Source organism: Pseudoalteromonas sp. PAB 2.2 (assembly GCF_001938575.1).
Taxonomy (GTDB): Bacteria; Pseudomonadota; Gammaproteobacteria; order Enterobacterales; family Alteromonadaceae; genus Pseudoalteromonas; species Pseudoalteromonas lipolytica.
In genome coordinates this window covers 87265-110945 of sequence record NZ_LYPI01000019.1, presented here as the reverse complement: position 1 = coordinate 110945, position 23681 = coordinate 87265, and the positions used below count along the sequence as shown (strand labels likewise).

Below are 23681 nucleotides of genomic sequence, written 5' to 3'. Positions count from 1 at the left end.
CAGCCATGGACTTATCGTTATAGATTGCCATTCCAACCAGTAGCCATGCCATCGACTCTAAAGTGAGCTTTCGCTTTCTTAGAGTAACCGTATCAGTGAGTTCGTAAGCACTATTGATAAGTTCAATGGGCAAAAGGTCTGCGAGTGTTTCAACTTGATTTGGTTTGTAACTGTTAATAATGTTGAGGGCTTGAGATACGTGCATAAAAAAATCCGATAAACAGGGTCTATCGGATTTTTACATATAGAGGGGATCATTCAACTGATCCGCCGATTAAAGTCTTAACTGATCGGCATTACTATATAATATAGGCCTTTTTAAACAAGCAGTGCTGCTCTTAACTCGAACGACGCTTAATATTAGCACCCAATGCACTGAGCTTATCTTCTATGCGTTGATAACCACGGTCAACGTGATAGATCCTATCAACGATTGTTTCACCTTGTGCCACAATCCCCGTCAGTATAAGACTGGCTGACGCACGTAAATCCGTCGCCATCACTTGTGCACCCGATAACCTTTCGGTATCACCACAAATCGCCGTGTTGCCCTCTAAGCGGATATTGGCTCCCATACGCTGTAACTCAGGGACATGCATAAAACGATTTTCAAATATCGTTTCGGTAATTGTTGCACTGCCCTTCGCTACGACATTAAGCGCGGTAAATTGTGCTTGCATGTCTGTTGGGAAGCCAGGATGTGGCATGGTCTTAATATTCACTGCTTTTAATTCACGGCCACGCATATCTAAGTAAATACTGTTATCGGTTACTTCTACGAATGCATTTGTCGCACGCAGTTTCTCAATAACAGGGTCAAGGCTATGGTGATCGGTGTTTTTACAAAGCACTTCACCACCGGCCATCGCAGCAGCAACCAAAAAAGTGCCCGTTTCGATACGGTCAGGTAAAATACTGTACTCGCAGCCTGACAGTGATTCGACACCTTCAACTTCAATTCGGCTCGTACCGGCTCCGGTTATCTTTGCCCCCATGGCAATTAAACAGTTAGCAAGGTCCATGATTTCAGGCTCACGTGCTGCATTCTCAAGCACCGTTTTGCCATCAGCCAGTGTTGCTGCCATCAATAAATTTTCTGTGGCCCCTACACTTACCATCTCCATGAAAATTTCAGCGCCTTTCAAACGACCGTCTACTTTGGCGTTAATATAGCCGTTTTCTACTTTGATAACCGCCCCCATACGCTCAAGGCCTTGGATATGGATATCAACAGGACGTGCACCTATCGCACAGCCGCCAGGCAGCGATACTTGTGCTTCACCAAAACGTGCCACAAGCGGGCCAAGTGCAAGCACTGATGCACGCATTTGCTTTACTAACTCATACGGAGCGAGTGTTTTATTAACGGTTGCACCGTCGATAACCAGCGCATCTTGTTGCCATTCAACATTAGCACCTAAGGTCTTTAATAAAGCCTCTGTGGTACCAATATCGCGTAAACGAGGCACATTGCTAAAAGTACTTTTACCCTGCCCTAAAAGCGCAGCAAAAAGAATTGGAAGAGCGGCATTTTTAGCGCCAGAGATAGTAACTTCACCTGCCAGTGAGGTACCACCTTGAATAACGAATTGATCCATAAGTGGAGCCTACGACTATTGAGGTAAAATGAATTTTTGTTCGCGTTTCCATTCAGTGGGTGTGAATGCTTTAATTGACACCGCATGAATTGTACCGTCTGAGATAGTTGACATTAACGGGGCATACACCAATTGCTGTTTTTTAACGCGAGTTAAACCGTCAAAACACTCACCCACTGCAATCACTTCATAGTGGCTACCATTTGCTTTAACAATGACTTCATCTAATTTTAGTTCGTCGCGTAATAACGTTTCGACTTGGCTTGTTTCCATAAATCTCACTCAAATAAGTTTGTGACCTGCCCCAACTGCATTAACTTTTGCAATTGCTCAGGTGTATTTTGCAGTTCAAGGCGAATACCTTGCTGCTTTAATTCTGCGAAAGAGTGAATTAACCAAGCTAAGCCCGCTGTGTCAACCCTCGATACATCAGAAAGGTCAAAATACCATGTTTTATGCTTAGATTCTGGCTTAGCGTTAAGAAGGCGTTCATGGCCGATTGAATTTCGAGTCAGTTCACCACTGACTCGAAACTGGTTATCTTCAAGCTGAGTAATCGATATTTTACTCATCACCACCTTCGCCTCTAAACTGAACAGGTAGCTGGCTCTTTTGCTCAAGTAAGTCACTCACATACTCAATACCTTGCTGGCGAAGGATACCTTGCATTTCGCTTTGCTTAGCATCTAGTAAACTGATACCTTCAGCAATCATATCGTATGCACGCCAATTTCCATCTCTGTCTTCGCGTACTTTAAAATCGATTTTAATATCAGGTTTACCTGGTTCAACAATCTTCGTTTTTACAACGACAACATCTTGGCCTTTAAACGGCTGCGCAGGTGCAAACTCGACACTTTGATTGGTGTACTGAGTAAACACACCGGCGTATGTGGCAATCAAATATTTTTGAAATACATCGATAAAGCGCTGAAGCTCTTTAATCGCTTTGGCTTTTTCTTCTTTATCTTCAATCGCACGCACTTTTGAGACATGATTACCCAATACACGCAATGCCGCGTATTTGTAATCAATGTAGGGCATTAACTCTTCTTCAACAATAGTACGAAGATACTCTTTGTCTTTCTCTATTAGTGGTTGATCGTTGGTGATTCTTGCAAAAGTGTTGTCAGACACTTTACGCACCATTTTATAAGGGTCTTTTAAATCAACCGCGGGTTCAGCGGCCTGTGTATTAAACGCAAATACCACAGCCAAACAGATTAAAAATTTCTTAAACATAATTATTCACCACCCTGGTTGAATAAGAACTGACCAATCAACTCTTCTAATACTAACGCTGATTTTGTATCGGTAATAAAGTCACCATCGGCGAGCGCTCTACTTTCAACACCGAACAAATCATCCAATCCTGCATCTTGCTCATCCACAGTCACATCTTCACCCATACAACGTTGTTCAGCAGATTGCGGTGCAATAACAGGATTAATCCCCAAATACTGCTCACCCAAAATCCCTGATGTTAAGATAGAGATAGACGTTGTGTCTGAAAACTTACATAAATAATTGGCGTCAATGGCCATATTAACCACTGGCACAAACTCTTTTGGGTGAATTGAAATAGACTCAACACGTCCAATCACCACGCCCCCGACTTTAATTGGGGCACGGGCTTTTAAAGAGCCAATATTTTCAAACTTTGCATTCAGTTGGTAAGTTTCACCGTTACCACTAATGCCAGCGTTAGCCACTTTAAATGCTAATAAAGCAAACGCAGCAATACCAAGGGCTACAAAAAAGCCAACTAAAATTTCTAATTTCCGTGAATTCATCTTTATACCCTAATTAGCTGGTAAACATTACCGCTGTTAAAATAAAGTCAAAACCTAAAACTGCCAGTGACGAGTGCACAACGGTTTCTGTTGTCGCTTTGCTGATCCCCTCAGAAGTAGGAATACAGTCATAGCCTTTGTAAAGCGCAATCCACGTCACAATCATGGCAAAAACAAAACTTTTAATCATGCCATTTACAATGTCTTCTTGAAATGACACTTGCGATTGCATAATCGACCAGAAACTACCTGAGTCAACACCTAGCCAATCAACCCCCACTAAATGCGCCCCAATAATAGCGACGGCAGAAAAAATAAGAGCCAACAATGGCATGCTTATAAAACCCGCCCAAAAACGCGGTGCAATAATGCGTTTCAGTGGGTCTATCGCCATCATTTCTAAGCTTGATAATTGTTCTGTAGCTTTCATTAAACCAATTTCAGCGGTCAGCGCACTGCCTGCTCGACCTGCAAATAACAAAGCGGTGACAACAGGCCCTAACTCACGAAGCAAACTCAGCGCCACTAAGGGACCTAAACTGTCTTCGGCGCCATAGCCAACTAATACGGTGTAGCCCTGCAGCGCGAGCACCATACCGATAAATAAGCCAGATACCATGATAATGAGTAATGACTGTGACCCGACCATATACAATTGGCGGATCAGTAATGGCGTGCCTTTTTTAACGTTTGGCACACTCACCAAAGCACCAAACAGCATTTGCGTAGAGCGACCAAGCGCAGCAAAACGCCCTAGCGTTTTGTGACCTAACCTCTGTAATAGATCAAGCATGGTGTACCCCTAACAACTCTTCTTCATACGCAGGAGCAGGATAATGAAATGGGACAGGACCATCCGACAACCCTTTTAAGAACTGCTGAACAAGCTCTGATTGATGATTTAGCATTTGCTCAGGCGAGCCTTCACCAATCACGCCTTGATCAGCAATAATAATGACATGATCAGCAATACTGAGTACCTCTGTCACATCGTGCGTCACAATTAATGAAGATAAACCTAACACTTGGTTTAATGACTTTATTAATTTAACCAACACCCCCATTGAAATTGGGTCTTGGCCAGCGAATGGCTCATCATACATGATAAGTTCGGGGTCAAGCGCAATAGAGCGCGCTAACGCCGCACGGCGTGCCATTCCTCCAGATAACTCTGAAGGCATTAAGTCTTGCGCACCACGCAAACCAACCGCTTGTAATTTCATGAGCACGACAAGGCGAATAAGATCTTCACTAAGTTGAGTATGTTCACGCAAAGGAAAAGCGATATTGTCAAATACAGACATATCGGTAAATAAAGCGCCGCTTTGAAACAGCATACTCATTTTGGTTCGGGCAGCGTACAGCTCCTTGCGCGACATGCTTGGAATACTGTTGCCCTCAAATAAAATGTCACCAGAATCAGGCTTAAGTTGACCGCCAATTAAACGCAACATGGTGGTTTTACCAATGCCGCTGGGTCCCATGATAGCGGTTATTTTGCCTTTCGGAATGTTAAAACTCATATTTTTATATATGATTCTATCGCCCCGTGAAAAGGTTACATCCTTGATTTCTACTATTGATTGCGACAAGTCGCTCTCCATAACTTTTTTCACTAGTTCTGCCATTTTAAGGGTTTTTTAGTCAAGATGGAAAAAACAAATCGTAAAATTTTGTAATATTTACTATCAAATGAATCTAAGACTAATAACGTATGGCTTAACCCCCGCTTAAATTAAGATTGTAACAACACCGCCCTTAATCATTGCCAGCTCATTCTTTTACTTATACTTTCAGGTTCGGTTTTGTTACTATTTGCAGTCATCTGTTTAAGTAATATTGGCGTATCACAATGGTGACTTCTTTTGTCATTTTAATTATTGGTTTTGCAGCACTCGTTTGGAGTGCCGATCGTTTTGTTTATGGGGCAGCCGCGCTGGCAAAAAATATGGGGATCCCCACCCTAATTATCGGTTTAACGGTTGTGGCTATGGGGTCATCAGCACCTGAAATGATGGTGTCGGCATCTGCAGCACTTGCAAACAAAACGGATACCGCTGTCGGAAACGCTATTGGCTCTAATATTACCAACATTCTGCTTGTACTGGGAGTCACGGCCCTATTACGTCCTCTGTCTGTTTCTTCAATGACGCTAAAACGCGAAATGCCACTTGTGTTAATCGTATCGATTGGCGCGTGGTATGTATTTTCAGACAACTATTTTTCATTCGCCGAAGGGATTGCTTTAATACTTGCTTTTGCCGTATTTATTGCCGGATTAGTGATCATTTCATTGCGAGCAAAAAATCAAGATGACCCTTTTGTTAGTGAAGCCTGTGAAGATGTGCCCGATAATGTCAGCACGCGTTCGGCAGTATTATGGCTTGTGGTCGGCATGATTTTGCTACCAATTAGCTCACACTTTCTAGTGGGTTCGGCGGTTGATATTGCCAAATATTTTGGTCTTTCTGATCTGGTTATTGGTTTAACAATTATTGCTATTGGTACCAGTTTACCTGAGCTTGCTGCCTGTATTGCAGGTGTCTTAAAAAATGAAGACGATTTAGCACTGGGCAACATTGTTGGCTCAAATATTTTTAATTTGCTGGCTGTACTGCCACTGGCAGGTATTATTAATCCATCGGTTATCGACCCATCAGCCGCTAACCGCGATGCACTTATTATGATAGCGGCCACCATTGTGTTAATTGCCATGTCATTGAACTTAAAAGGTGCACGTCGTATCAATAGAATTGAAGGTGGCTTTTTGTTAGTCGCATTTATTGCATATCAAGGCTATATTTTCAGCCAAATAGGATAATCAATGACGCAACATAGCTTTATCGCGCAAGGCAAGCGCGTACTCGAAATTGAAGCGCAAGCATTAAAAGAAATTGATCAATACATTGACCAGCATTTCAATAATGCCTGTCAATTAATGTTCCAATGTACTGGGCGAATTATCGTTATTGGCATGGGCAAGTCAGGCCACGTAGGTAATAAAATTGCTGCCACACTCGCCAGCACAGGAACACCTGCATTTTTTGTTCACCCAGGTGAAGCAAGCCACGGTGACCTTGGTATGATTACCCGTGATGACGTGGTTATGTGCATTTCAAATTCAGGGGAAACGAGCGAAGTTGTCAGTATTATTCCTGTCATTAAGCGCATTGGCGCAAAAATGATTTCGCTAACAGGCAACCCAGACTCAACAATGGCCACGCTTTCTGACGTACATGTGTGTATTAAAGTAAGCAAAGAAGCGTGCCCACTGGGCCTTGCGCCAACAGCCAGCACAACGGCAACGCTAGTCATGGGCGATGCAATGGCTGTAGCACTGCTTGAGGCAAGAGGCTTTACAGCAGACGATTTTGCACTTTCTCACCCAGGCGGAAGCTTAGGAAAACGTTTATTGCTTTGTCTTAGTGATGTTATGCACGCAGGTGAGGCCACTCCCATTGTTAATGAATCGCAAAGTATCAAAGATGCATTAATTGAAATGTCGGCAAAAGGCCTCGGTATGACTGCAATTGTTGGTGATGACAACACACTATCGGGACTTTTTACTGATGGTGATTTACGACGTATTTTAGAGCAACGGGTTGATATTCACAGCACCGCAATTAGCCAAGTAATGACTCGCTCATGCACAACTGCACACGCTGATATGCTGGCCGCAGAAGCGCTTAATATTATGGAACGTAAACGTATTAATGGTCTGATTGTAATCGACAAAAGCAACACCCCCATTGGCGCGCTTAACATGCAAGACCTTTTAAAAGCAGGAGTACTTTAAGCATGACATTTGCTGAGCTTTACCAACCAGTAAGCACAGACGTGAGTCAACGTGCTCAAAAAATAAAACTGCTTATTTGTGATATTGATGGTGTTTTTTCAGATGGCCGTATTTATTTAGGCAATCAAGGCGAAGAGCTTAAAGCTTTCAATACAAAAGATGGATTCGGCATTAAAGCCCTTATCAATAGTGGTTTTCAGGTGGCCGTTATCACGGGACGCCATTCACAAATAGTTCAGCAGCGAATGACTAGCCTTACGGTACAACATATTTATCAGGGCCAAGAAAATAAGCTCATTGCTTATCAAGAGTTAAAAGATAAACTTAGCTTAACAGATGAGCAAATTGCCTATATTGGTGACGATGGTCCAGACTTACCGGTTATGGAAAAAGTCGGATTTGCCGTTGCTGTTAATGATGCTCATCCATTAATCAAAAAACTGGCTCATTACACCACCCTGTTACCTGGTGGCTTTGGAGCTGTGCGTGAACTAACTGATTTATTAATGCTAGAAAATGGCAAACCGCTAACTAGCGATGGAACGAGCGCATGAATATAGCCCGTATTTTACTAAGTGTTGTTTTTGTTTGTAGCATGGTTTGGTTATGGTATCCGTACTTTAATCAACCGACAAACACAGTGCTCAGTGAAGACGAGATTATCGCTACACCTGATTATACCGCAATCGCATTAAAGCAAACAGCCTATGATGATCAAGGTAAAATCAGTCATAAAGTGGCCGCTGCTAAAATGGAGCTGTATCAACAGCTCGGGTTCACCTTTTTTGAGCAACCCATTTTCACCATTTACGGTGATCAGCAAGTTTGGCAAGTAAAAGCCAAAGAAGCCACGTTATATGAAAACGATCAGCTTGTATTCGAAGGGGATGTAGTTGCTAAAAACCTTACCCATAATGGCATGATCGAAGATATTAAAGCTGAGAACATTAACATCGACATTGACAAAATGACCATGTTTTCTAAGCAACCTGTCACGCTGACAGGACCGAATTTAAAAATTACCGGTAAAGGTTTAAAAGCCGATTTAAAAGCCGAAATTGTTGAGTTAACTAACCATACACGAACCATATACTATGACCAATAAACTTAAGAAATTACTCCTGATCCCAAGCTTATTGATTGCGTTTTCTGGCGCAGCTGCTGAGCAGGCTGGCACACCAATCAGCATTAGCTCTGATCGCCAAGAAGGTCAGCTAAAAAATGGCATTGGTATCTTCGAAGATAATGTCGAGATCATACATGGTAACCGTCGTATTACAGCGGATCGACTCGAAGCACATGCAGGTGAAGTTGAAGGCACGGTTGAATTAATTATTGCCACAGGAAAGCCCGCTTACTTTGAAGAAAAACAAGCTGACGGCACTATTATGAGCGCCAGTGCTGAAGAAGTTCGTTACGATGTTGCTAAACGCTTATTAACACTCGTTGGCAATGCACAAGTGACTCAAGCAGGCCAAAAAGTCAGTGCCAAGAGCATTACATACGATATGGAACAGCAACTGATAAGTGCCGAGAAAGATGAAAACTCGACCGATCGTGTACACACTATTTTAGTGCCTGTTGATAACAAAAAGAACGATGAAGGCCAGCCATGAGCACACTAAAAGCAGAGCTATTAGCTAAAAGCTATAAGGGTCGCCAAGTTGTAAAAAATGTAGGCCTTGAGGTAGAAGCTGGCAGCATTGTCGGTTTACTTGGGCCAAATGGCGCAGGTAAAACAACCACCTTTTACATGATTGTGGGATTAGTGCCCAGTGACAAAGGTAAAATAAGCATTGATGATAACGATATCACCTTATTGCCAATGCACAGCCGCGCTCGCTTAGGTATTGGCTATTTGCCACAAGAATCATCGATTTTTAGAAAACTGACCGTTTATCAAAACTTAATGGCCATTTTAGAGACCCGTAAAGATCTCAATAAACAAGGCCGCGAAGAAACACTTAACAGCTTACTTGATGAATTTAGCATTCAACACATTCGTGACAGCCAAGGTATGGCATTGTCAGGGGGTGAACGCCGTCGTGTTGAAATAGCACGCGCACTGGCCGCTGACCCTAAATTTATTTTGCTCGATGAGCCTTTTGCTGGTGTTGATCCTATTTCAGTGTTAGATATAAAGAAAATTATTGAGCACTTAAAAAATCGTGGTATTGGTGTATTAATTACTGACCACAATGTGAGAGAAACCCTTGATGTTTGTGAAAAAGCCTACATTGTTTCTCATGGGGAGCTAATTGCATCAGGTACACCTGAACATGTGTTAGCCGACCAAACTGTACGCGATGTGTATCTAGGCGAGCAATTCAGGCTTTAAATACGCCACCGACTAGAGCATCTGCTAGACTTATAACAATGACAATAAATCAAATAAATAGTTAACGGCATCGTGCTATTGTTTGATAAGACTAAAAAGGATTGTTAGGGATACATGAGGCAATCATTACAGCTGCGCATGGGCCAGCAACTTACAATGACTCCACAACTGCAACAGGCTATCCGTTTGTTGCAGCTCAGTACATTGGATCTCCAGCAAGAAATTCAAGAAGCGTTAGACTCTAACCCTTTGCTTGAAGTTGAAGAAGCAGATTATGCAGAAGAGAGTATTGGCAAGAACGAGCAGAAAGCCGAATCTGACGATACCCAACTAAGCGCGTCGGCTGACGAAGCTGCAAGCGAGTACGAGCAAGAAAGCAGTGATGCCCTCAACAAAGACACCGTAAGTGACGACTTAGCAATGGATGTTACGTGGGATGAGTACATGAGTGCTGCCCCATCAAGTTCCTCAGGTCCAATGCCTGAAGATGAATCAATTTACCAAGGCGCATCAACCGAAACTCTCCACGAATACCTAATGTGGCAGTTACAACTGACTCCATTCAGCCCAACAGACGAAGCGATTGCCGTTGCGATTGTTGAGGCAATTGATGATTCGGGTATTTTAACCGTAAGCTGCGAAGACATTGTTGAAAGCTTCAATCAAAATAACGATGAAGAAGAAATCGAACTTGATGAAGTCGAAGCTGTCTTAAAAAGAATCCAATTATTCGATCCTGTCGGTATTGGCGCCCGTAGTTTACAAGAATGTTTGTGTATTCAATTACGCCAATTCGATGCTGACACCCCCTATTTAGCTGAAACTAAAATGGTGTTATCAGAACATATTGAATTATTAGCGAGTCGTGACTATCGCACTTTGATGAAAAAGACTAAGCTTAAAGAAAGTGAGCTGAAAGAAGTCATGACATTGATCCACAGCTTAAATCCAAAGCCTGCGGATACCATTGTTAGAGAAGAGTCTGAATACGTGATACCCGATGTATCCGTAAAAAAAATAAAAGGCCGTTGGGTAGTTGAACTAAACCCAGACTGCATGCCGAAAATCAGAGTGAATAGCCACTATGCGGCGATGTCACGTTCTGTAAAATCAAGCAGTGATAGCCAATTTATTCGCTCTCATTTACAAGAAGCAAAATGGTTTATTAAAAGCTTAGAAAGCCGTAATGACACGTTATTAAAAGTGACTAACTGTATTGTTCAACAACAACAGGCTTTCTTTGAACATGGTCCTGAGGCCATGAAACCCATGGTATTAAATGATGTCGCAGAAATGGTCGAAATGCATGAATCAACAATTTCGCGAGTAACAACACAAAAATACATGCATACCCCGCGGGGAATTTTTGAGTTGAAATATTTCTTCTCCAGCCATGTAAGCACTGAAAATGGGGGTGAGTGTTCATCTACGGCAATTCGCGCTTTAATCAAAAAGCTAATCGCCGCAGAAAACACAGCTAAACCATTGAGTGATAGCAAAATTGCAGATATATTGGCTGAGCAAGGAATTAAAGTAGCTAGACGGACAATAGCAAAATATCGAGAGTCTCTAGCAATACCTCCGTCGAATCAGCGTAAGAGTCTGATTTAGACGTTTTACATAGAAGGAAAATGCTTATGCAACTAAATTTAACTGGTCGTCATGTAGAAATCACAGATTCATTAAGAGACTATGTAAACACCAAGTTTGCGAAACTAGAAAGGCATTTTGACCACATTAATAATGTTCATGTCATTCTAGATGTAGAAAAACTAAGCCAAAAAGCAGAAGCAACTTTACATGTAAACGGAGGCGAGTTATTTGCCTCTACTGAACACCAAGATATGTATGCAGCCATCGACTCGTTAATCGATAAACTTGATCGTCAAGTAATTAAACACAAAGAGAAATTAGCTCGACACTAAATTATGAAACTTAGTTCACTTACTAACCAGGACTGCAGCAAAGCTGCGGTCCTTTTTAATAGCAAAAAAAGAATTCTCGAATTTATCAGCGAACTGGCTCATGAGCAGCTCCCTCATTTATCTCAGCAAGATATACTCAATGCCCTATTGAACAGAGAAAAATTGGGCAGCACGGGTATTGGCCGAGGTATTGCGATTCCACATGGTCGTATGAGCGGTGCAGATCAGCCACACGCATTTGTAATTGTGAGTGAGTCACCTATAAATTTTGATGCAATTGATAATCGTCCAGTGGATATTTTTGTCGCACTCATCGTACCAGATGGTGACTGTCAGCTTCATCTAAAGACCTTATCAACAATTGCTGATAGACTTAAAGACAAAGAATTTTGTAAACAGCTACGCAGTGCTAAAACAGATAGTGATCTGTTTAAAGTCATTGCATCAGAGGCATAAATGGAATTAATTATTATCAGCGGTCGCTCTGGTTCAGGTAAATCAGTCGCTTTACGAGTACTTGAAGACTTAGGCTATTACTGCGTTGATAATATTCCTGTAAACCTGCTTCCTTCGTTAGTACGCAGTGTGTCAGATAATTACGACAAAATTGCTGTAAGTATCGATGTGCGTAACCTGCCGAAAGAACAGCAAGAATTTAACGATATTCTTGAGTATTTACCGGGCTTTGCAAAACCTACGTTGTTTTATTTAGATAGTGATGATCAAACACTGATCAAACGATTCTCTGAAACACGCCGCTTACACCCATTATCGATTGACTCGCTGCCGCTTGATTTAGCGATTAAACAAGAAAAAGTATTACTGGATGTTTTGATCACCCGTGCCGATTTTATGATTGATACGACCGATCTCAGCGTGCATCAGCTTGCCGAATCTATTCGCGAAAAAATACTGGGTAAAAAAGACAAAAAGCTCATTATTACTTTTATGTCGTTTGGCTTTAAGCACGGTATTCCAAAAGAAGCTGATTACGTATTTGATGCTCGCTTTTTACCGAATCCACACTGGGAACCGGATCTAAAACCACTGACAGGCTTAGACCAACCAGTAAAAGATTACCTTGCTAGTCACAGCATAGTGCAAAAGTTTACATGGCAAATTCAAACCTTTGTACAAACATGGCTCCCTCACCTAGAGCGAAATAATCGCAGTTATTTAACCATTGCGATTGGCTGCACAGGTGGACAACATCGCTCAGTTTACTTAGCGCAAACCATTGGTGAGAGCTTTTCGAAAAGTCACGCAAACGTGAAAATACGCCACCGCGAGCAAGATACCCAATAGGCAACGACGATGCATGCTGAAGACACTTTTTTAATCCAAAATAAGCTAGGTTTACATGCACGAGCAGCCACGGTTTTAGCACAACTTGCACTGCAATTCGATGCTAAAATAACCCTTTACCAAGACGATAAAGAAGCCGAAGGCGATAGTGTATTAGCCTTAATGTTACTCGAGAGCAGCCAAGGCAAAGAAGTCCGTGTGGTGTGTGAAGGCCCCGATGCTGACGCAGCACTCAATGCAATAGGCGAATTAATTGCACAACGCTTTCATGAACAAGAATAGCATTTGCTAAGCCTTGACTGTTTACGTTAAACTTGCATTGGGTATTTAAAATTCCTGTTAAATATCCTACTTTTATATCGCTCGCTTCTCTAAAATACATTTTTCTTAGTAAATTTATCTCAGTGCGGCGATATCCCTGCAAATACTAAATTTAGCAACTATGCTGTATTTGCTGAGTCAGATTTTAAGCTATTTTTTCAGTTGTAAGGACGCCAATGCCAGAAGCCTTTGAACAAGATTACCCGCTACAACAACTAAAACAGGTGACCAAGTCACTCAATAGTGGTCAATTTGTTCAAGTGCGCGGCATGTTAGCAAAAACAGCACCGTGTGATACCGCACTCCTTTTAGAATCATCTCCGCATAAAATTCGCCGTATGCTTTGGCAGCTGGTAGACCCTGATGTGCGTGGTGACGTATTAGAAGAGCTCTCAGAAGATGTACGTTTAGGCATTATTGCCCAAATGGAACCTGAGCACATTGCTGCCGCAACCGAAGACATGGACGACGATGATTTAGGTGAGGTTCTTCGTAGCCTACCTGATACAGTCTACCAAGACGTTGTCGGCGCCATGGACTCGCAAGATAGAGAAAGAGCCACCCAAGCCCTGTCTTATCAAGAGCGCTCAGCTGGTGCCTTGATGAACAGCGATACGGTAACCATTCGCCCAGACGTCACACTAGATGTTGTTTTACGCTATCTGCGTTTACGCGGCGATTTACCTGAAGGCACCGATGATTTATACGTCGTTGATAAACATAATTGCTTTTTAGGGGCATTATCTTTAACGACGTTGTTGACCAATCCCTCAGATAAAGTGGTTCGCGACCTGATGGATGAAGACTGTGAATCTATCTTAATATCGATGGATGAAAGCGACGTGGCACAATTATTCGAACGCCATAACTGGATTTCAGCCCCCGTTGTAGATGATAACGCGCACTTACTAGGGCGTATTACCATCGATGATATCGTTGACGTTATCCGTGAAGATGCCGAACATAGCTTATTAAGCTTAGCGGGTCTTGATGATGAAGAAGATACTTTTGCTCCCGTATTGAAAAGCTCGCAGCGCCGCTCTATTTGGCTAGGAGTCAACTTATTAACCGCTTTACTCGCTGCAATAGTCGCTAGTTTTTTCGAGAATACATTAGCTATCTTACCTATTCTTGCTGTACTAAATGGTATTGTTCCCTCAATGGGAGGCGTAGCAGGCAGCCAAACGCTTACACTTGTTATTCGTGGTATTGCTGTTGGCCATATAAACCAAACCAACCAACGCTTTTTATTACTCAAAGAGCTCGCTATCGGCGCGCTAAACGGGGTAATTTGGTCTATTTTAATCGCGGGTGTTGTCGCGCTGTGGCAGTGGGACTTTAAACTCGGTGCGGTGCTTGCCTTTGCTATGTTCATGAACTTAGTGGCAGCAGGTATTGCAGGGGCCAGTATTCCGCTTATTTTAAAGAGAATGAAAATTGACCCTGCATTAGCAGGCAGCGTAGTGCTTACGACGGTGACAGATATAGTGGGTATTTTTGCCTTTTTAGGCACTGCGACTTGGTTACTTATTTAAACTAAAAACGGCCCTTGTGGGCCGTTTTGCTTTGTATAATCTATGTTGCTCGTTGCTTATTTTTACCAACACGCGGTTTGGTGTTCGCCTTCTTAAATTGGCTAAAACCTGTGTGTCGGGTTAGTGCAGCTCGGCCTGTGCGCCCTTTCCCTTTAGCAGCCTTTTCATTGCGCCCTTCCTCAGGAACTAAACAATGAGGGCCTTTACCAATGAGATTCGCTTTACCCATTTTTTTAAGAGCTTCACGGATCATCGGCCAACCAGCCGGATCATGGTAACGCAAAATTGCCTTATGCAGACGACGCTGACGTGCCCCTTTTGGAACAGGTACTTGCTCCGTGTTATTTTTAATATTACGCAACGAGTTCATCTCGGTATGATAGATTGTCGTCGCATTCGCCATGGGTGAAGGATAAAAGTTCTGAACTTGATCAAGCTTAAAGTCATTCGATTTTAACCACAGCGCCATATTCACCATGTCTTCATCTTTGGTGCCTGGGTGAGCTGAGATGAAATACGGGATCAAATACTGCTTTTTACCTGCCTCTTTCGAGTATTTATCAAACAACTCTTTAAACTTGTCGTAAGCGCCCATACCTGGCTTCATCATTTTCGATAACGGGCCATCTTCGGTGTGTTCCGGTGCGATTTTCAAGTAACCACCAACATGGTGAGTGACCAGCTCTTTAACATAGCGAGGGTCTTCAACGGCTAAATCGTAACGCACACCCGATGCAATTAAGATCTTTTTAATCCCTTTTACATCACGTGCTTTTTTATATAACTCAATCGTCGGCGTGTGGTCGGTGTCCATATGTTTACAAATATCAGGGTAAACACACGATAAACGACGGCATGTACTTTCTGCTTTTTTACTCTTACAACGTAATTTATACATGTTCGCTGTTGGGCCGCCTAAGTCAGAGATAACCCCTGTAAACCCTGGCACCTTGTCACGAATTTGTTCAATTTCGTCAATGATAGATTGTTCTGAGCGACTTTGGATAATACGTCCTTCATGTTCAGTAATCGAACAAAATGAACACCCACCAAAACAGCCTCGCATGATATTCACGGACGTTTTGATCATCTCGTAAGCAGGAATTTTTTCATCACCATAACTTGGATGTGGAATACGTTGATATGGCAAACCAAAAACGCCATCCATCTCTTCTGTTTCAAGCGGAAAAGCCGGCGGATTGACCCAAATAGAACGATCGCCATGGCGCTGAAATAATGCACGTGCACATCCGGGATTTGTTTCTTGGTGTAAAATACGCGATGCATGCGCATACAAAGGCTTGTTTACACTTACTTGCTCATAAGCTGGCAACTTAACATAGGTTTTTTCCCAAGGCTTAGGACGCGCTGGCTGAATTGTTATCGGCTTTGCCGCCTCAGCACTTAAATCAATACCGGCTTGTTTAAATTCAGATTTACTGCAGCCAACATCATCCGCACCATACGGATTAGGGATCGGGTCAATTTTGCCAATTTTATCGATGGCTGTTGAATCACTGCCGCGCCACCCTGGTAATGGCTCTTTACGAATAACCGCAGTACCACGAATGTCTTGAATTGAATCGACACTCTCACCGGCTGCAATACGATGAGCAACCTCGACCAATGGACGCTCAGCATTACCATAGATCAAAATATCAGCTTTGGCGTCGAACAATATGCTTCGGCGCACTTTTTCTTGCCAGTAATCATAATGCGCAATACGGCGTAAACTCGCTTCAATACCACCAATCACTAATGGCACATCTTTATACGCTTCACGACAACGCTGACTATAAACAACAACTGCACGGTCAGGACGCTTTCCCCCAACATTACCAGGTGTGTAAGCATCGTCATGACGCATACGTTTTTCGGCAGTATAACGATTGATCATTGAGTCCATATTGCCCGCAGTCACCCCAAAAAAGAGGTTTGGTTTTCCAAGTGTCATAAAAGCATCTTTAGAATTCCAATCTGGCTGGGCAATAATACCAACGCGAAAACCTTGTGATTCAAGCATGCGCCCGATAACAGCCATTCCAAAGCTTGGGTGGTCTACATAGGCATCACCACTGACAATAATAACATCACAGCTGTCCCAGCCTAGCGCATCCATCTCTGCTCGGGTGGTTGGTAAAAATGGCGCTGCGCCATAGCATTCGGCCCAATACTTAGGGTAAGAAAACAGGCCACGCTCGGCTTTTAATGCGCTCATAAAATGTACTCTGCTACCAAAAAGGGGCGAATTATACCCCACTCTTAAGGATTATTATAGAAAACAAAACGCCCTTCAAATGGAAGGGCGCTTTTAAATCGTTGAGTTTTATCAAAGCCAATTAGTGCTTAGCTTGTAAATACGTAATTAACTCTTTCTCTGGCATAGGTTTAGCGTACATAAAGCCTTGCACTTCATCGCAACCAAGTTCACTCAAATAGTCTGCTTGGGCTTGTGTTTCAACTCCTTCAGCAATCGTTTTCAACCCTAATCTTGCGCCTAAAGAAATAATTAACGCCGCAATGGCTTCACAATCTTCACCGGGAAGGTCTTTGATAAATGCCCTGTCTATTTTTAGTCGATCGAGTGGTAAGCGTTGTAAATAACTTAATGATGAGAAGCCCGTACCGAAGTCATCGATAGCAATTTCGATCCCAAAGTCTTTAAGCTCCTGCAACGTCGTAATAACATTACTAAGTTCGTCCATTACAACGCTCTCGGTTACTTCAAGCTCAATAAACTTTGGTTCAACTTGGTAATTAATTAAGGTGTCTTTTACACGCTGCGCATAACCTTTCACTTTAAATTGCGGCACCGAGACATTAACTGCAATGCTAATTGCAAAACCGAGTTGCTCCAAACGCTTTTGCTGCATGCATGCTTGCTCTAATACCCATTGACCTATTTCGACAATTAAACCCGCATCTTCAGCCATCGGCACAAATATGGCGGGTGAAATGTACTGGCCATTACCTGAGGGCCATCGCAATAAAGCTTCACATCCTATGATGTCTAATGTTTTCAAATCGAGTTGTGGCTGAAACCACACTTCGAGTTTACGCTGTTCAAAATCTTGGCGAAGCTGTCTGATAATGCCTAACCGCCATGCCATTTGCTCTTCCATGTCAGGCGTATAAGTAATAACAGCCTCCATTGACTGTTTTTTTGCTTGGTTTAATGCAATATAACCGAGCTTTAGGGTTTCGATACCTGATGGCTTGAAATCCCCTTGGCAGCACATACCAATTTTAAAATTGATCGGCAAAATGTGCTCACCCGCATTGAATGGCAAGCTTAAATGCTCACATAACATCTCAATGTCACATTGCTCTTTTGGCAGTAATAAGCCAAATACATCGGCACCAATTCGCGATATCAACTCAGCTTGAGGGTACTCTTGACGTAACCTATCAACGATAGCAACGAGTATTAAATTGCCAATTTCTTGGCCTAACCCATTGTTAATATCTGAAAACTGCGCAACGTCGATCAGTAAAAAAACATAATCATTTTTACCAGGATGATAAAAACGCTCGACCTTGTTCATAAAATCATTGCGATTAGAAAGGCCGGTTAACGTATCTTTATAAGCCGCATCACGTAAACGGTTAAACAAACGCACATTATCAAGTCCCACACTCACATTGGTGAGAAATATTTCTGCAAATTGTAACTGCGACTCACTCGGGATATGTGCGGTCTCTAAGTATATAGCGGCTTGGCGATTTTTACTTTTTAGTAGGTAAGTGCTATCAATTTCAGTGTGTTGATGTGTGTCCTGCTCTAAACAGTTTTTCACCTGTAAAATGATACGCCCATTGTCTAACTGCTCAACACCTTGGCCAATAAACTCGTTGTATTCGACACAACCACCAAGCACACAGACTTGGTTATCATCGTCTAATGATCCGCATAGCAACCCTTGTGGCTCACACTCTAAAATAAATGAAAGCTGCTTTATTACCGCCATGGTAAACGCTTTGATATCTGTGAAACCTAAAATAGCTTTTGAGGCATAGAGGATGTTATTGAGTGCTCGACTTTGAAACTCCAGCTGACAGACCTGCTCATAAGAACGAATCGCCGTCACGAGCGCAGTAATAAGCTTACTGCGGGTAAGCTCTGTTTTTGTTTTATAGTCGTTTATGTCGTATTCACGAATTACTTTTTCTTCTGGTGCGTAGCCTGGTTGACCCGTGCGCAAAATAATGCGCACATTATGATTATTGAGGGACTCTCTAACTTGCTTCACAACTTGCAAGCCCGCATCATCAGATTCCATAACTACATCCAGTAATACAACGGAAATTGAATGATTATCTTTAAGCACAGAAAGTGCTTCTGCTCCGGAATACGCATGATGAAAACGCAGACCTTTATCCCAAAACTCAACGCCTGAGAGTGCCAACTTTGTTACTGAATGTATTTCTGGATCATCGTCAACAATTAAGACATCCCAAAACTCTGAGGCTGTTTCGCTCAATAGTGGCTCATCATCTTGGTCACTAAACAAAAAGTCGTTAGATTCTGATGCCATTAATAATTCCTTAGACAAATCAGCGTAAAACAGTAACGATGGCTCAATTCCGGTTTACAGTGTTGCTTAAAATTCTATCACTTATTCGGCTATGATACATTAGTGATAACTTATACTGTGTAGATTATAGTCTATGATACGTATAATGTTATGAAAGCTATCAAATTATTGCCTGAGGTGGGATCATTAAATTATTCATTTTATGCCTAAAATCGCTGTTTATCAGTGCGCTAATCGCCTTGGTAATTGGCCTAATGCTGTCACAAAAATACACCGTTAATAAGTCGGTTAACGTCACAGCAGCGCCGGATGAAATAGCCAGCTTAGTGAGCGATTTCACACAATGGCCACGCTGGCAACCATGGCAAGCAGTTGATCCCAGTATTAAGTTTACTGTCGCTGAGCCAAGTAAAGGCGTTGGAGCTCATCAATTTTGGCAAAGTAAGTTTGGCTCAGGTGAAATGACAATCACCCAGTTAAGTCCAGATAAAATGACTTTCAATATTTTGTTTAATCAGGAACATATCGCCCAAGGTACGATAAGCTATGTTGGTAAAGGCAGTGAAGTTGAGATTATCTGCACCCTACATGGTGAAGTAAATACCCCTATTATTGGCGGCTACCTCGCTTTGCTAAGCCAATATATTCTTAACAACACGGTTAAACTGGCGCTCAATAATATTAAGACCACTGCGCAGTTAGCTACTAACAACAAGGCCATTGCTCCCGATGACAGTCAAAGCGGCTCAGGCAAGAGTTAATCTTGCTAATATCATTGAAAACCAGCTTGGTTATCCCATTCATAAGTCATCGACTGTCAAAATCAACAGTCCCAGCGATGACAGCTACTCTTCACAAGGGCAGCAGCAGTTAGCGTATAAAATAAATGCAGAAGCCAGCTTACTGCAACGAGCGCAAACACGCCAAGAAATTCAATTTATTAAGCGCCAAGAGAATATTGAAACCATCATGGCAATGGCGATGGCATTTTGCCCAGATGTTACAGGCCAACAACAGCCTGATTCTGACTGGATAGAACGATTTATTAGCTTATGTGAAGACACCGCAAACATCTCGATGCAAAAACTATGGGCTAAAATACTGGCTGGTGAAACCGTCTCACCTGGCACATTTTCAATCAAGAGTTTGCAAACGCTGAAGTACATGACACAACGTGAAGCAGATGCACTGCAACGCAGCACGTCGCTATGTGGCTACAACGAAAAAGACAACAGTCACCTAATTTTGTTAGGCTTTTATAAAAAGCCATCCTTGTTTGATTTACTCAGAAAAGGTAACAAAGTCTCCCTTAATTTGGGTAAAACCCCTGTTAGTTTTCCTGATATTTTAACGTTGATGGATATCAACTTATTGTATCGTAAAGAAATAGAGTCAGCAGTATTGAAAGCTGGCCAAGAACTCTCACTAAGCTTTATGAATCAACGACTCATTTTAAAAGCAAAAAGTAATGACCTTGTATTGAGCTATTATAAGTTTACACAAACGGGGGATGAATTAAGAAAACTGATCGTCTCACCTATCAATAAGGCTTATAAGCAAATACTAACAACCTCATTAGACGATGAGTTTGAAATAAGCTGGCAAGCTACAAAATAACCTGCCAGCATACTCAATTAAAAGTGAATTTGGATACCCGCAAATGGGCCTGATGCATCTAAATCCGTATAGATATCATCAATATCATCCAATTCTAATGTCATTGAACGGTAGCCCGCTTTAACATCTAAATCGATAGCAAGATTATCAAGCAACGCATACGCAATACCGGCTTGGTAGTCTTGTACTTTGCTGTCATCAATCGCTAATAAGCTGCCTTCAAAGAAAACACTTAAACCTGTAAACGGTAAACCCACTTCTGCGCGGCCGTATACAAGAGGAACAAAACCAGAGAAATCAACACGTTCTGTTGTGCTTGGGCCCCCGTCTTGCGAGGTACCTGTCACGACAATATCACCGTCAAATTGCTTGGCGTTCACACCTAAATCAATCGACACTAAATCATTATCGAAAATTTCGTAGTAAAGAATGTAATCTACGTGAGAAAGATCACTGACAGTGCCTACTTGTGTACCAACAACATAATCTGAACCACCAAAACTAAATGACTCATCCAACATGGTTGAACCATTCAGCTCAAGCTCTGTGTATTTTAATTTGATGTTAGGCACTAAAGGCACTGGGTGCTCTAGTGCTGCATAGTAGCTTGTGAAAGTCTCATCTTCAAAATTAAAACTTTGTAAATTACCGTCTTGAGCAAAGCTACCGCTATTATCTGATTGCCAGCCATCTACCCCAAGGTATAAACCTAATAGAGTGTCAGCTTGAGCTGTAGGAGCTAAACAGGCCATCGAAAGCGCGGCCGCTAAACAGTACTTTTTCATCATTTTATCCTTGCGCTAAAAGTTCGCTAAGTTCAATTAGAGCCGCATTGGCTCGAGAAATATAATTTGCCATTACCAGTGAATGATTGGCAACAAAACCAAAACCACTGCCATTTAAAATCATTGGGCTCCACACCGTTTCTTGTGTGGCTTCTAATTCACGAATAATTTGTTGTAGGCTAACACGGGCATTTTTCTTTTCTAAGACATCTGCGAAATCGTATTCAACAGCCTGTAAAAAGTGTAACAGCGCCCACGTGGCTCCCCTTGATTCGTAAAATACATCATCAATTTCCCACCACGACGTTTTCACTTGGTTTTGTAATGGTGCATAAGTTGCTTGGTGGGCAGCCGTATCACCGGCCAAGTCAGTGTTTAGGCGTTCTTGGCCAACACTTGCACTTAAACGCTGACTTAAACTGCCTAAGCGCTTTTCGGCTTCTTTTAGCCAACCACGTAAATTATCAGCGCGTGCATAAAATTGACTGTCTCTGTCATTTTGGTCGGCAATTTGGCTGCGATAAACAACAAGTAAATCAATGCCTTTTTGATATTCAGCTTCAGCGCTTGGCCACGCCCATGCTTCGGAACTGATGTTAAACTGCGGCTGCGCTTTTTTAAGTGCTTCATGCTCTGTTGATTGAGACTGAGAACGACTAAAGTCCTTACGCATTGATAATACAAGGTCACGCGTCATTTCAAGCGCCCCATATTCCCATGCAGGCATATTATCCATCATGACACTGGGTGGCATAATATCGTTAGACAAGTAACCACCGGGCTTATTCAATAATGTACTAGCTACATTAATTAACGTTGTCGTAGTGGTGTACCCCGTGACAAACTTTTCGCCACGCATTTGTGCTTCTTGCTTTGCCTTACCTACAACATCCATACGGTCAGGTTCACTACTCCAGTAAACCGAAACCGCGTAAAAAATAATTAAGATAATAAGTAATGCACTGGCTATTTTTCCTTTATGCTCAGACATGGTACCTCCTAGTGATGTGAGTGCTCTTTACTTTTTTGTGATGCCTCTTTAGACATATCATGTAAAGAGACAACTTTGGCTTGAGTAAATACTCGGTTGCCATCTTTAAAATATAGCGTGAGTTTTCGTTCTTGCCCTGCTTTTAACTCATCTTCAGGGTCAAACACCATCAAATGATAACCACCGGGTTTGAATTCAATGCTGCTGTGAGCATCTATCTCTAACGAAATAACCTGTTCCATTTTCATCATGCCATCAACATGGGTATGTTGATGAATTTCAACGCGCCCTAAACCATCCAGTGTTGCCTTTGTTAATGTTGTAGCCTGCTGACTCGGATTGGTAATCGTAAAATAAGCGACACTGGCCTTACTGGCAGGTAAAAATTCGCGAACTTGGGCATTGCTCACGGTTACTTCTGCAACATCGTTATGGTCATGACCGCTGTGGGCAGATGAAAAAGTACTATAAAATAAACTTGTGATAAGAAAAGAGAATGCGGGCAACAGTTTCATTATGTTTTAATCCTTGTTAAGACATCAACTTACCCGCTAAATTTAGCATACTTTATTTATTAAGGCAGTTTATTCGTACCTTAAGCTGGTGATTTCTTGTTATCAGCAATCAGCCAACACAAAGCTGCAATTAATAACAAGGGCCATGCAATCACCACAGAACCAAATAAAAACGCAAGCACTACCCCGACTAAAGCAACCACACCTGCACCAATTAAGCCTATGGTAAATAAAGCAACCCCAGCAACTAGAGCAATAACAGCGACAAGTGCACCAACCACCTCAAGCCCAGCCCAGCTCATATCGGCTATTGATAAAGGCAGCTGCCATGAATCAAAGGATACAAATGCAAATGTATCTGTGCACAGTAGTAAAATTGCTAAGACAATAATAGCTAACGTTTTCATGACCAGCTCCTAATAACCTTTTACTGGCAAGCTACAATGTGCAACAAGGTAACCCACCCCAACAATGAAGGGCATATGTAAAAACAGTATGATCATGAGCAAACGCGTTGACCATACAGGGAAGCCCAATCGAGCAGCTAAACCGCTGCACACTCCAGAGATTTTCTTATTAGTTAAATCTCTAAACCAACGTGATGATGTATGATAAGTATTCATCGTT

Annotated in this window: 29 protein-coding genes; 14 read left to right on the top strand and 15 right to left on the bottom strand. The window is 42.2% G+C overall.

All coding sequences use genetic code 11. The annotated features are described in order from the left end of the window. From BWD47_RS16910 to BWD47_RS16875, 8 genes are all read right to left on the bottom strand, one after another. A partial coding sequence (locus BWD47_RS16910) for a transposase domain-containing protein (protein ID WP_178387078.1) occupies positions 1-205 on the bottom strand: 205 nt, incomplete at its 3' end. Between the two features lie 133 nt (positions 206-338). Further along, positions 339-1598, bottom strand: a complete 1260-nt coding sequence (gene murA, locus BWD47_RS16905; RefSeq protein WP_075594349.1) for a UDP-N-acetylglucosamine 1-carboxyvinyltransferase — start codon at positions 1596-1598, stop codon at positions 339-341. Between the two features lie 15 nt (positions 1599-1613). Continuing rightward, the gene (locus BWD47_RS16900) at positions 1614-1871 is read right to left on the bottom strand and encodes a BolA family protein (protein WP_065978178.1); all 258 of its coding nucleotides are present in this window, start codon (positions 1869-1871) and stop codon (positions 1614-1616) included. A 5-nt stretch (positions 1872-1876) separates the two neighbouring features. Beyond that, on the bottom strand, positions 1877-2170 hold the full coding sequence (locus tag BWD47_RS16895) for a lipid asymmetry maintenance protein MlaB (RefSeq protein ID WP_036971292.1): 294 nt from the start codon (positions 2168-2170) through the stop codon (positions 1877-1879). Continuing rightward, positions 2163-2840, bottom strand: coding sequence for a phospholipid-binding protein MlaC (locus BWD47_RS16890; protein WP_036971294.1), 678 nt, complete (start codon positions 2838-2840; stop codon positions 2163-2165). Before BWD47_RS16890 ends, BWD47_RS16895 begins: the two co-directional genes overlap by 8 nt. Positions 2841-2842: 2 nt before the next feature. Continuing rightward, the gene (mlaD, locus tag BWD47_RS16885) at positions 2843-3391 is read right to left on the bottom strand and encodes an outer membrane lipid asymmetry maintenance protein MlaD (protein ID WP_036971296.1); all 549 of its coding nucleotides are present in this window, start codon (positions 3389-3391) and stop codon (positions 2843-2845) included. A 13-nt stretch (positions 3392-3404) separates the two neighbouring features. Beyond that, positions 3405-4184, bottom strand: coding sequence for a lipid asymmetry maintenance ABC transporter permease subunit MlaE (gene mlaE, locus BWD47_RS16880; protein ID WP_036971298.1), 780 nt, complete (start codon positions 4182-4184; stop codon positions 3405-3407). Beyond that, on the bottom strand, positions 4177-4995 hold the full coding sequence (locus BWD47_RS16875) for an ATP-binding cassette domain-containing protein (RefSeq protein WP_074989679.1): 819 nt from the start codon (positions 4993-4995) through the stop codon (positions 4177-4179). The genes mlaE and BWD47_RS16875 overlap by 8 nt, the downstream gene beginning before the upstream one ends. A gap of 248 nt (positions 4996-5243) precedes the next feature. Between BWD47_RS16875 and BWD47_RS16870 the strand changes: the two genes are divergently transcribed. The 12 genes from BWD47_RS16870 (at position 5244) to mgtE (ending at position 14611) form a co-directional block, all read left to right on the top strand. Beyond that, positions 5244-6212, top strand: coding sequence for a calcium/sodium antiporter (locus BWD47_RS16870; protein WP_036971303.1), 969 nt, complete (start codon positions 5244-5246; stop codon positions 6210-6212). A gap of 3 nt (positions 6213-6215) precedes the next feature. Further along, a complete protein-coding gene (locus BWD47_RS16865; protein WP_036971306.1) occupies positions 6216-7187 on the top strand; it encodes a KpsF/GutQ family sugar-phosphate isomerase in 972 nt (323 codons plus the stop codon). Between the two features lie 2 nt (positions 7188-7189). Continuing rightward, positions 7190-7741: a 3-deoxy-manno-octulosonate-8-phosphatase KdsC gene (gene kdsC, locus BWD47_RS16860; RefSeq protein ID WP_036971309.1), complete on the top strand. Its 552-nt coding sequence runs from the start codon at positions 7190-7192 to the stop codon at positions 7739-7741. Continuing rightward, entirely contained in the window at positions 7738-8292 is a 555-nt protein-coding gene (gene lptC, locus BWD47_RS16855) for an LPS export ABC transporter periplasmic protein LptC (protein WP_065978180.1), read from the top strand. The genes kdsC and lptC overlap by 4 nt, the downstream gene beginning before the upstream one ends. Next, entirely contained in the window at positions 8282-8803 is a 522-nt protein-coding gene (lptA, locus tag BWD47_RS16850; protein ID WP_036971315.1) for a lipopolysaccharide transport periplasmic protein LptA, read from the top strand. The genes lptC and lptA overlap by 11 nt, the downstream gene beginning before the upstream one ends. After that, on the top strand, positions 8800-9525 hold the full coding sequence (gene lptB / locus BWD47_RS16845; RefSeq protein ID WP_036971319.1) for an LPS export ABC transporter ATP-binding protein: 726 nt from the start codon (positions 8800-8802) through the stop codon (positions 9523-9525). Before lptA ends, lptB begins: the two co-directional genes overlap by 4 nt. A 114-nt stretch (positions 9526-9639) precedes the next feature. Then, entirely contained in the window at positions 9640-11136 is a 1497-nt protein-coding gene (locus tag BWD47_RS16840) for an RNA polymerase factor sigma-54 (protein ID WP_036971323.1), read from the top strand. A 26-nt stretch (positions 11137-11162) separates the two neighbouring features. Beyond that, a complete protein-coding gene (hpf, locus tag BWD47_RS16835; protein ID WP_036971325.1) occupies positions 11163-11450 on the top strand; it encodes a ribosome hibernation promoting factor in 288 nt (95 codons plus the stop codon). A gap of 3 nt (positions 11451-11453) precedes the next feature. After that, complete coding sequence (gene ptsN / locus BWD47_RS16830) at positions 11454-11906, top strand: PTS IIA-like nitrogen regulatory protein PtsN (RefSeq protein ID WP_036971327.1); 453 nt, start codon at positions 11454-11456, stop codon at positions 11904-11906. Next, entirely contained in the window at positions 11907-12755 is an 849-nt protein-coding gene (rapZ, locus tag BWD47_RS16825; protein WP_036971328.1) for an RNase adapter RapZ, read from the top strand. It abuts the gene before it with no gap. 9 nt (positions 12756-12764) lie between these two features. After that, positions 12765-13037, top strand: coding sequence for an HPr family phosphocarrier protein (locus tag BWD47_RS16820; protein ID WP_036971331.1), 273 nt, complete (start codon positions 12765-12767; stop codon positions 13035-13037). Between the two features lie 215 nt (positions 13038-13252). After that, a complete protein-coding gene (gene mgtE / locus BWD47_RS16815; protein ID WP_036971332.1) occupies positions 13253-14611 on the top strand; it encodes a magnesium transporter in 1359 nt (452 codons plus the stop codon). Positions 14612-14651: 40 nt separating this feature from the next. On the opposite strand, the gene BWD47_RS16810 is transcribed toward mgtE, so the two are convergent. Both BWD47_RS16810 and BWD47_RS16805 read right to left on the bottom strand, forming a co-directional pair. Next, entirely contained in the window at positions 14652-16829 is a 2178-nt protein-coding gene (locus BWD47_RS16810; protein WP_075594348.1) for a YgiQ family radical SAM protein, read from the bottom strand. A gap of 121 nt (positions 16830-16950) precedes the next feature. Further along, positions 16951-19146 carry an EAL domain-containing protein gene (locus tag BWD47_RS16805; RefSeq protein ID WP_075594347.1) on the bottom strand — a complete coding sequence of 732 codons (2196 nt, stop codon included), beginning with the start codon at positions 19144-19146 and terminating at the stop codon, positions 16951-16953. Between the two features lie 254 nt (positions 19147-19400). Here BWD47_RS16805 and BWD47_RS16800 point away from each other — a divergent pair, with 254 nt between their 5' ends. Continuing rightward, positions 19401-19907, top strand: a complete 507-nt coding sequence (locus tag BWD47_RS16800; protein WP_075594346.1) for an SRPBCC family protein — start codon at positions 19401-19403, stop codon at positions 19905-19907. Beyond that, the gene (locus tag BWD47_RS16795) at positions 19876-20763 is read left to right on the top strand and encodes a TIGR03899 family protein (protein WP_065978187.1); all 888 of its coding nucleotides are present in this window, start codon (positions 19876-19878) and stop codon (positions 20761-20763) included. Before BWD47_RS16800 ends, BWD47_RS16795 begins: the two co-directional genes overlap by 32 nt. A 17-nt stretch (positions 20764-20780) precedes the next feature. Here BWD47_RS16795 and BWD47_RS16790 read toward each other — a convergent pair whose 3' ends face one another. From BWD47_RS16790 to BWD47_RS16770, 5 genes are all read right to left on the bottom strand, one after another. Then, positions 20781-21548, bottom strand: a complete 768-nt coding sequence (locus BWD47_RS16790) for a TIGR04219 family outer membrane beta-barrel protein (protein ID WP_075594345.1) — start codon at positions 21546-21548, stop codon at positions 20781-20783. Between the two features lie 4 nt (positions 21549-21552). Next, a complete protein-coding gene (locus BWD47_RS16785) occupies positions 21553-22539 on the bottom strand; it encodes a DUF2333 family protein (RefSeq protein WP_065978189.1) in 987 nt (328 codons plus the stop codon). Positions 22540-22547: 8 nt separating this feature from the next. Then, positions 22548-23054, bottom strand: a complete 507-nt coding sequence (locus BWD47_RS16780) for a copper chaperone PCu(A)C (protein ID WP_075594344.1) — start codon at positions 23052-23054, stop codon at positions 22548-22550. Between the two features lie 80 nt (positions 23055-23134). After that, positions 23135-23461, bottom strand: coding sequence for a hypothetical protein (locus BWD47_RS16775; protein WP_036971355.1), 327 nt, complete (start codon positions 23459-23461; stop codon positions 23135-23137). 9 nt (positions 23462-23470) lie between these two features. Then, on the bottom strand, positions 23471-23677 hold the full coding sequence (locus tag BWD47_RS16770) for a PspC domain-containing protein (protein WP_036971358.1): 207 nt from the start codon (positions 23675-23677) through the stop codon (positions 23471-23473). Between the last annotated feature and the right edge of the window lie 4 nt (positions 23678-23681).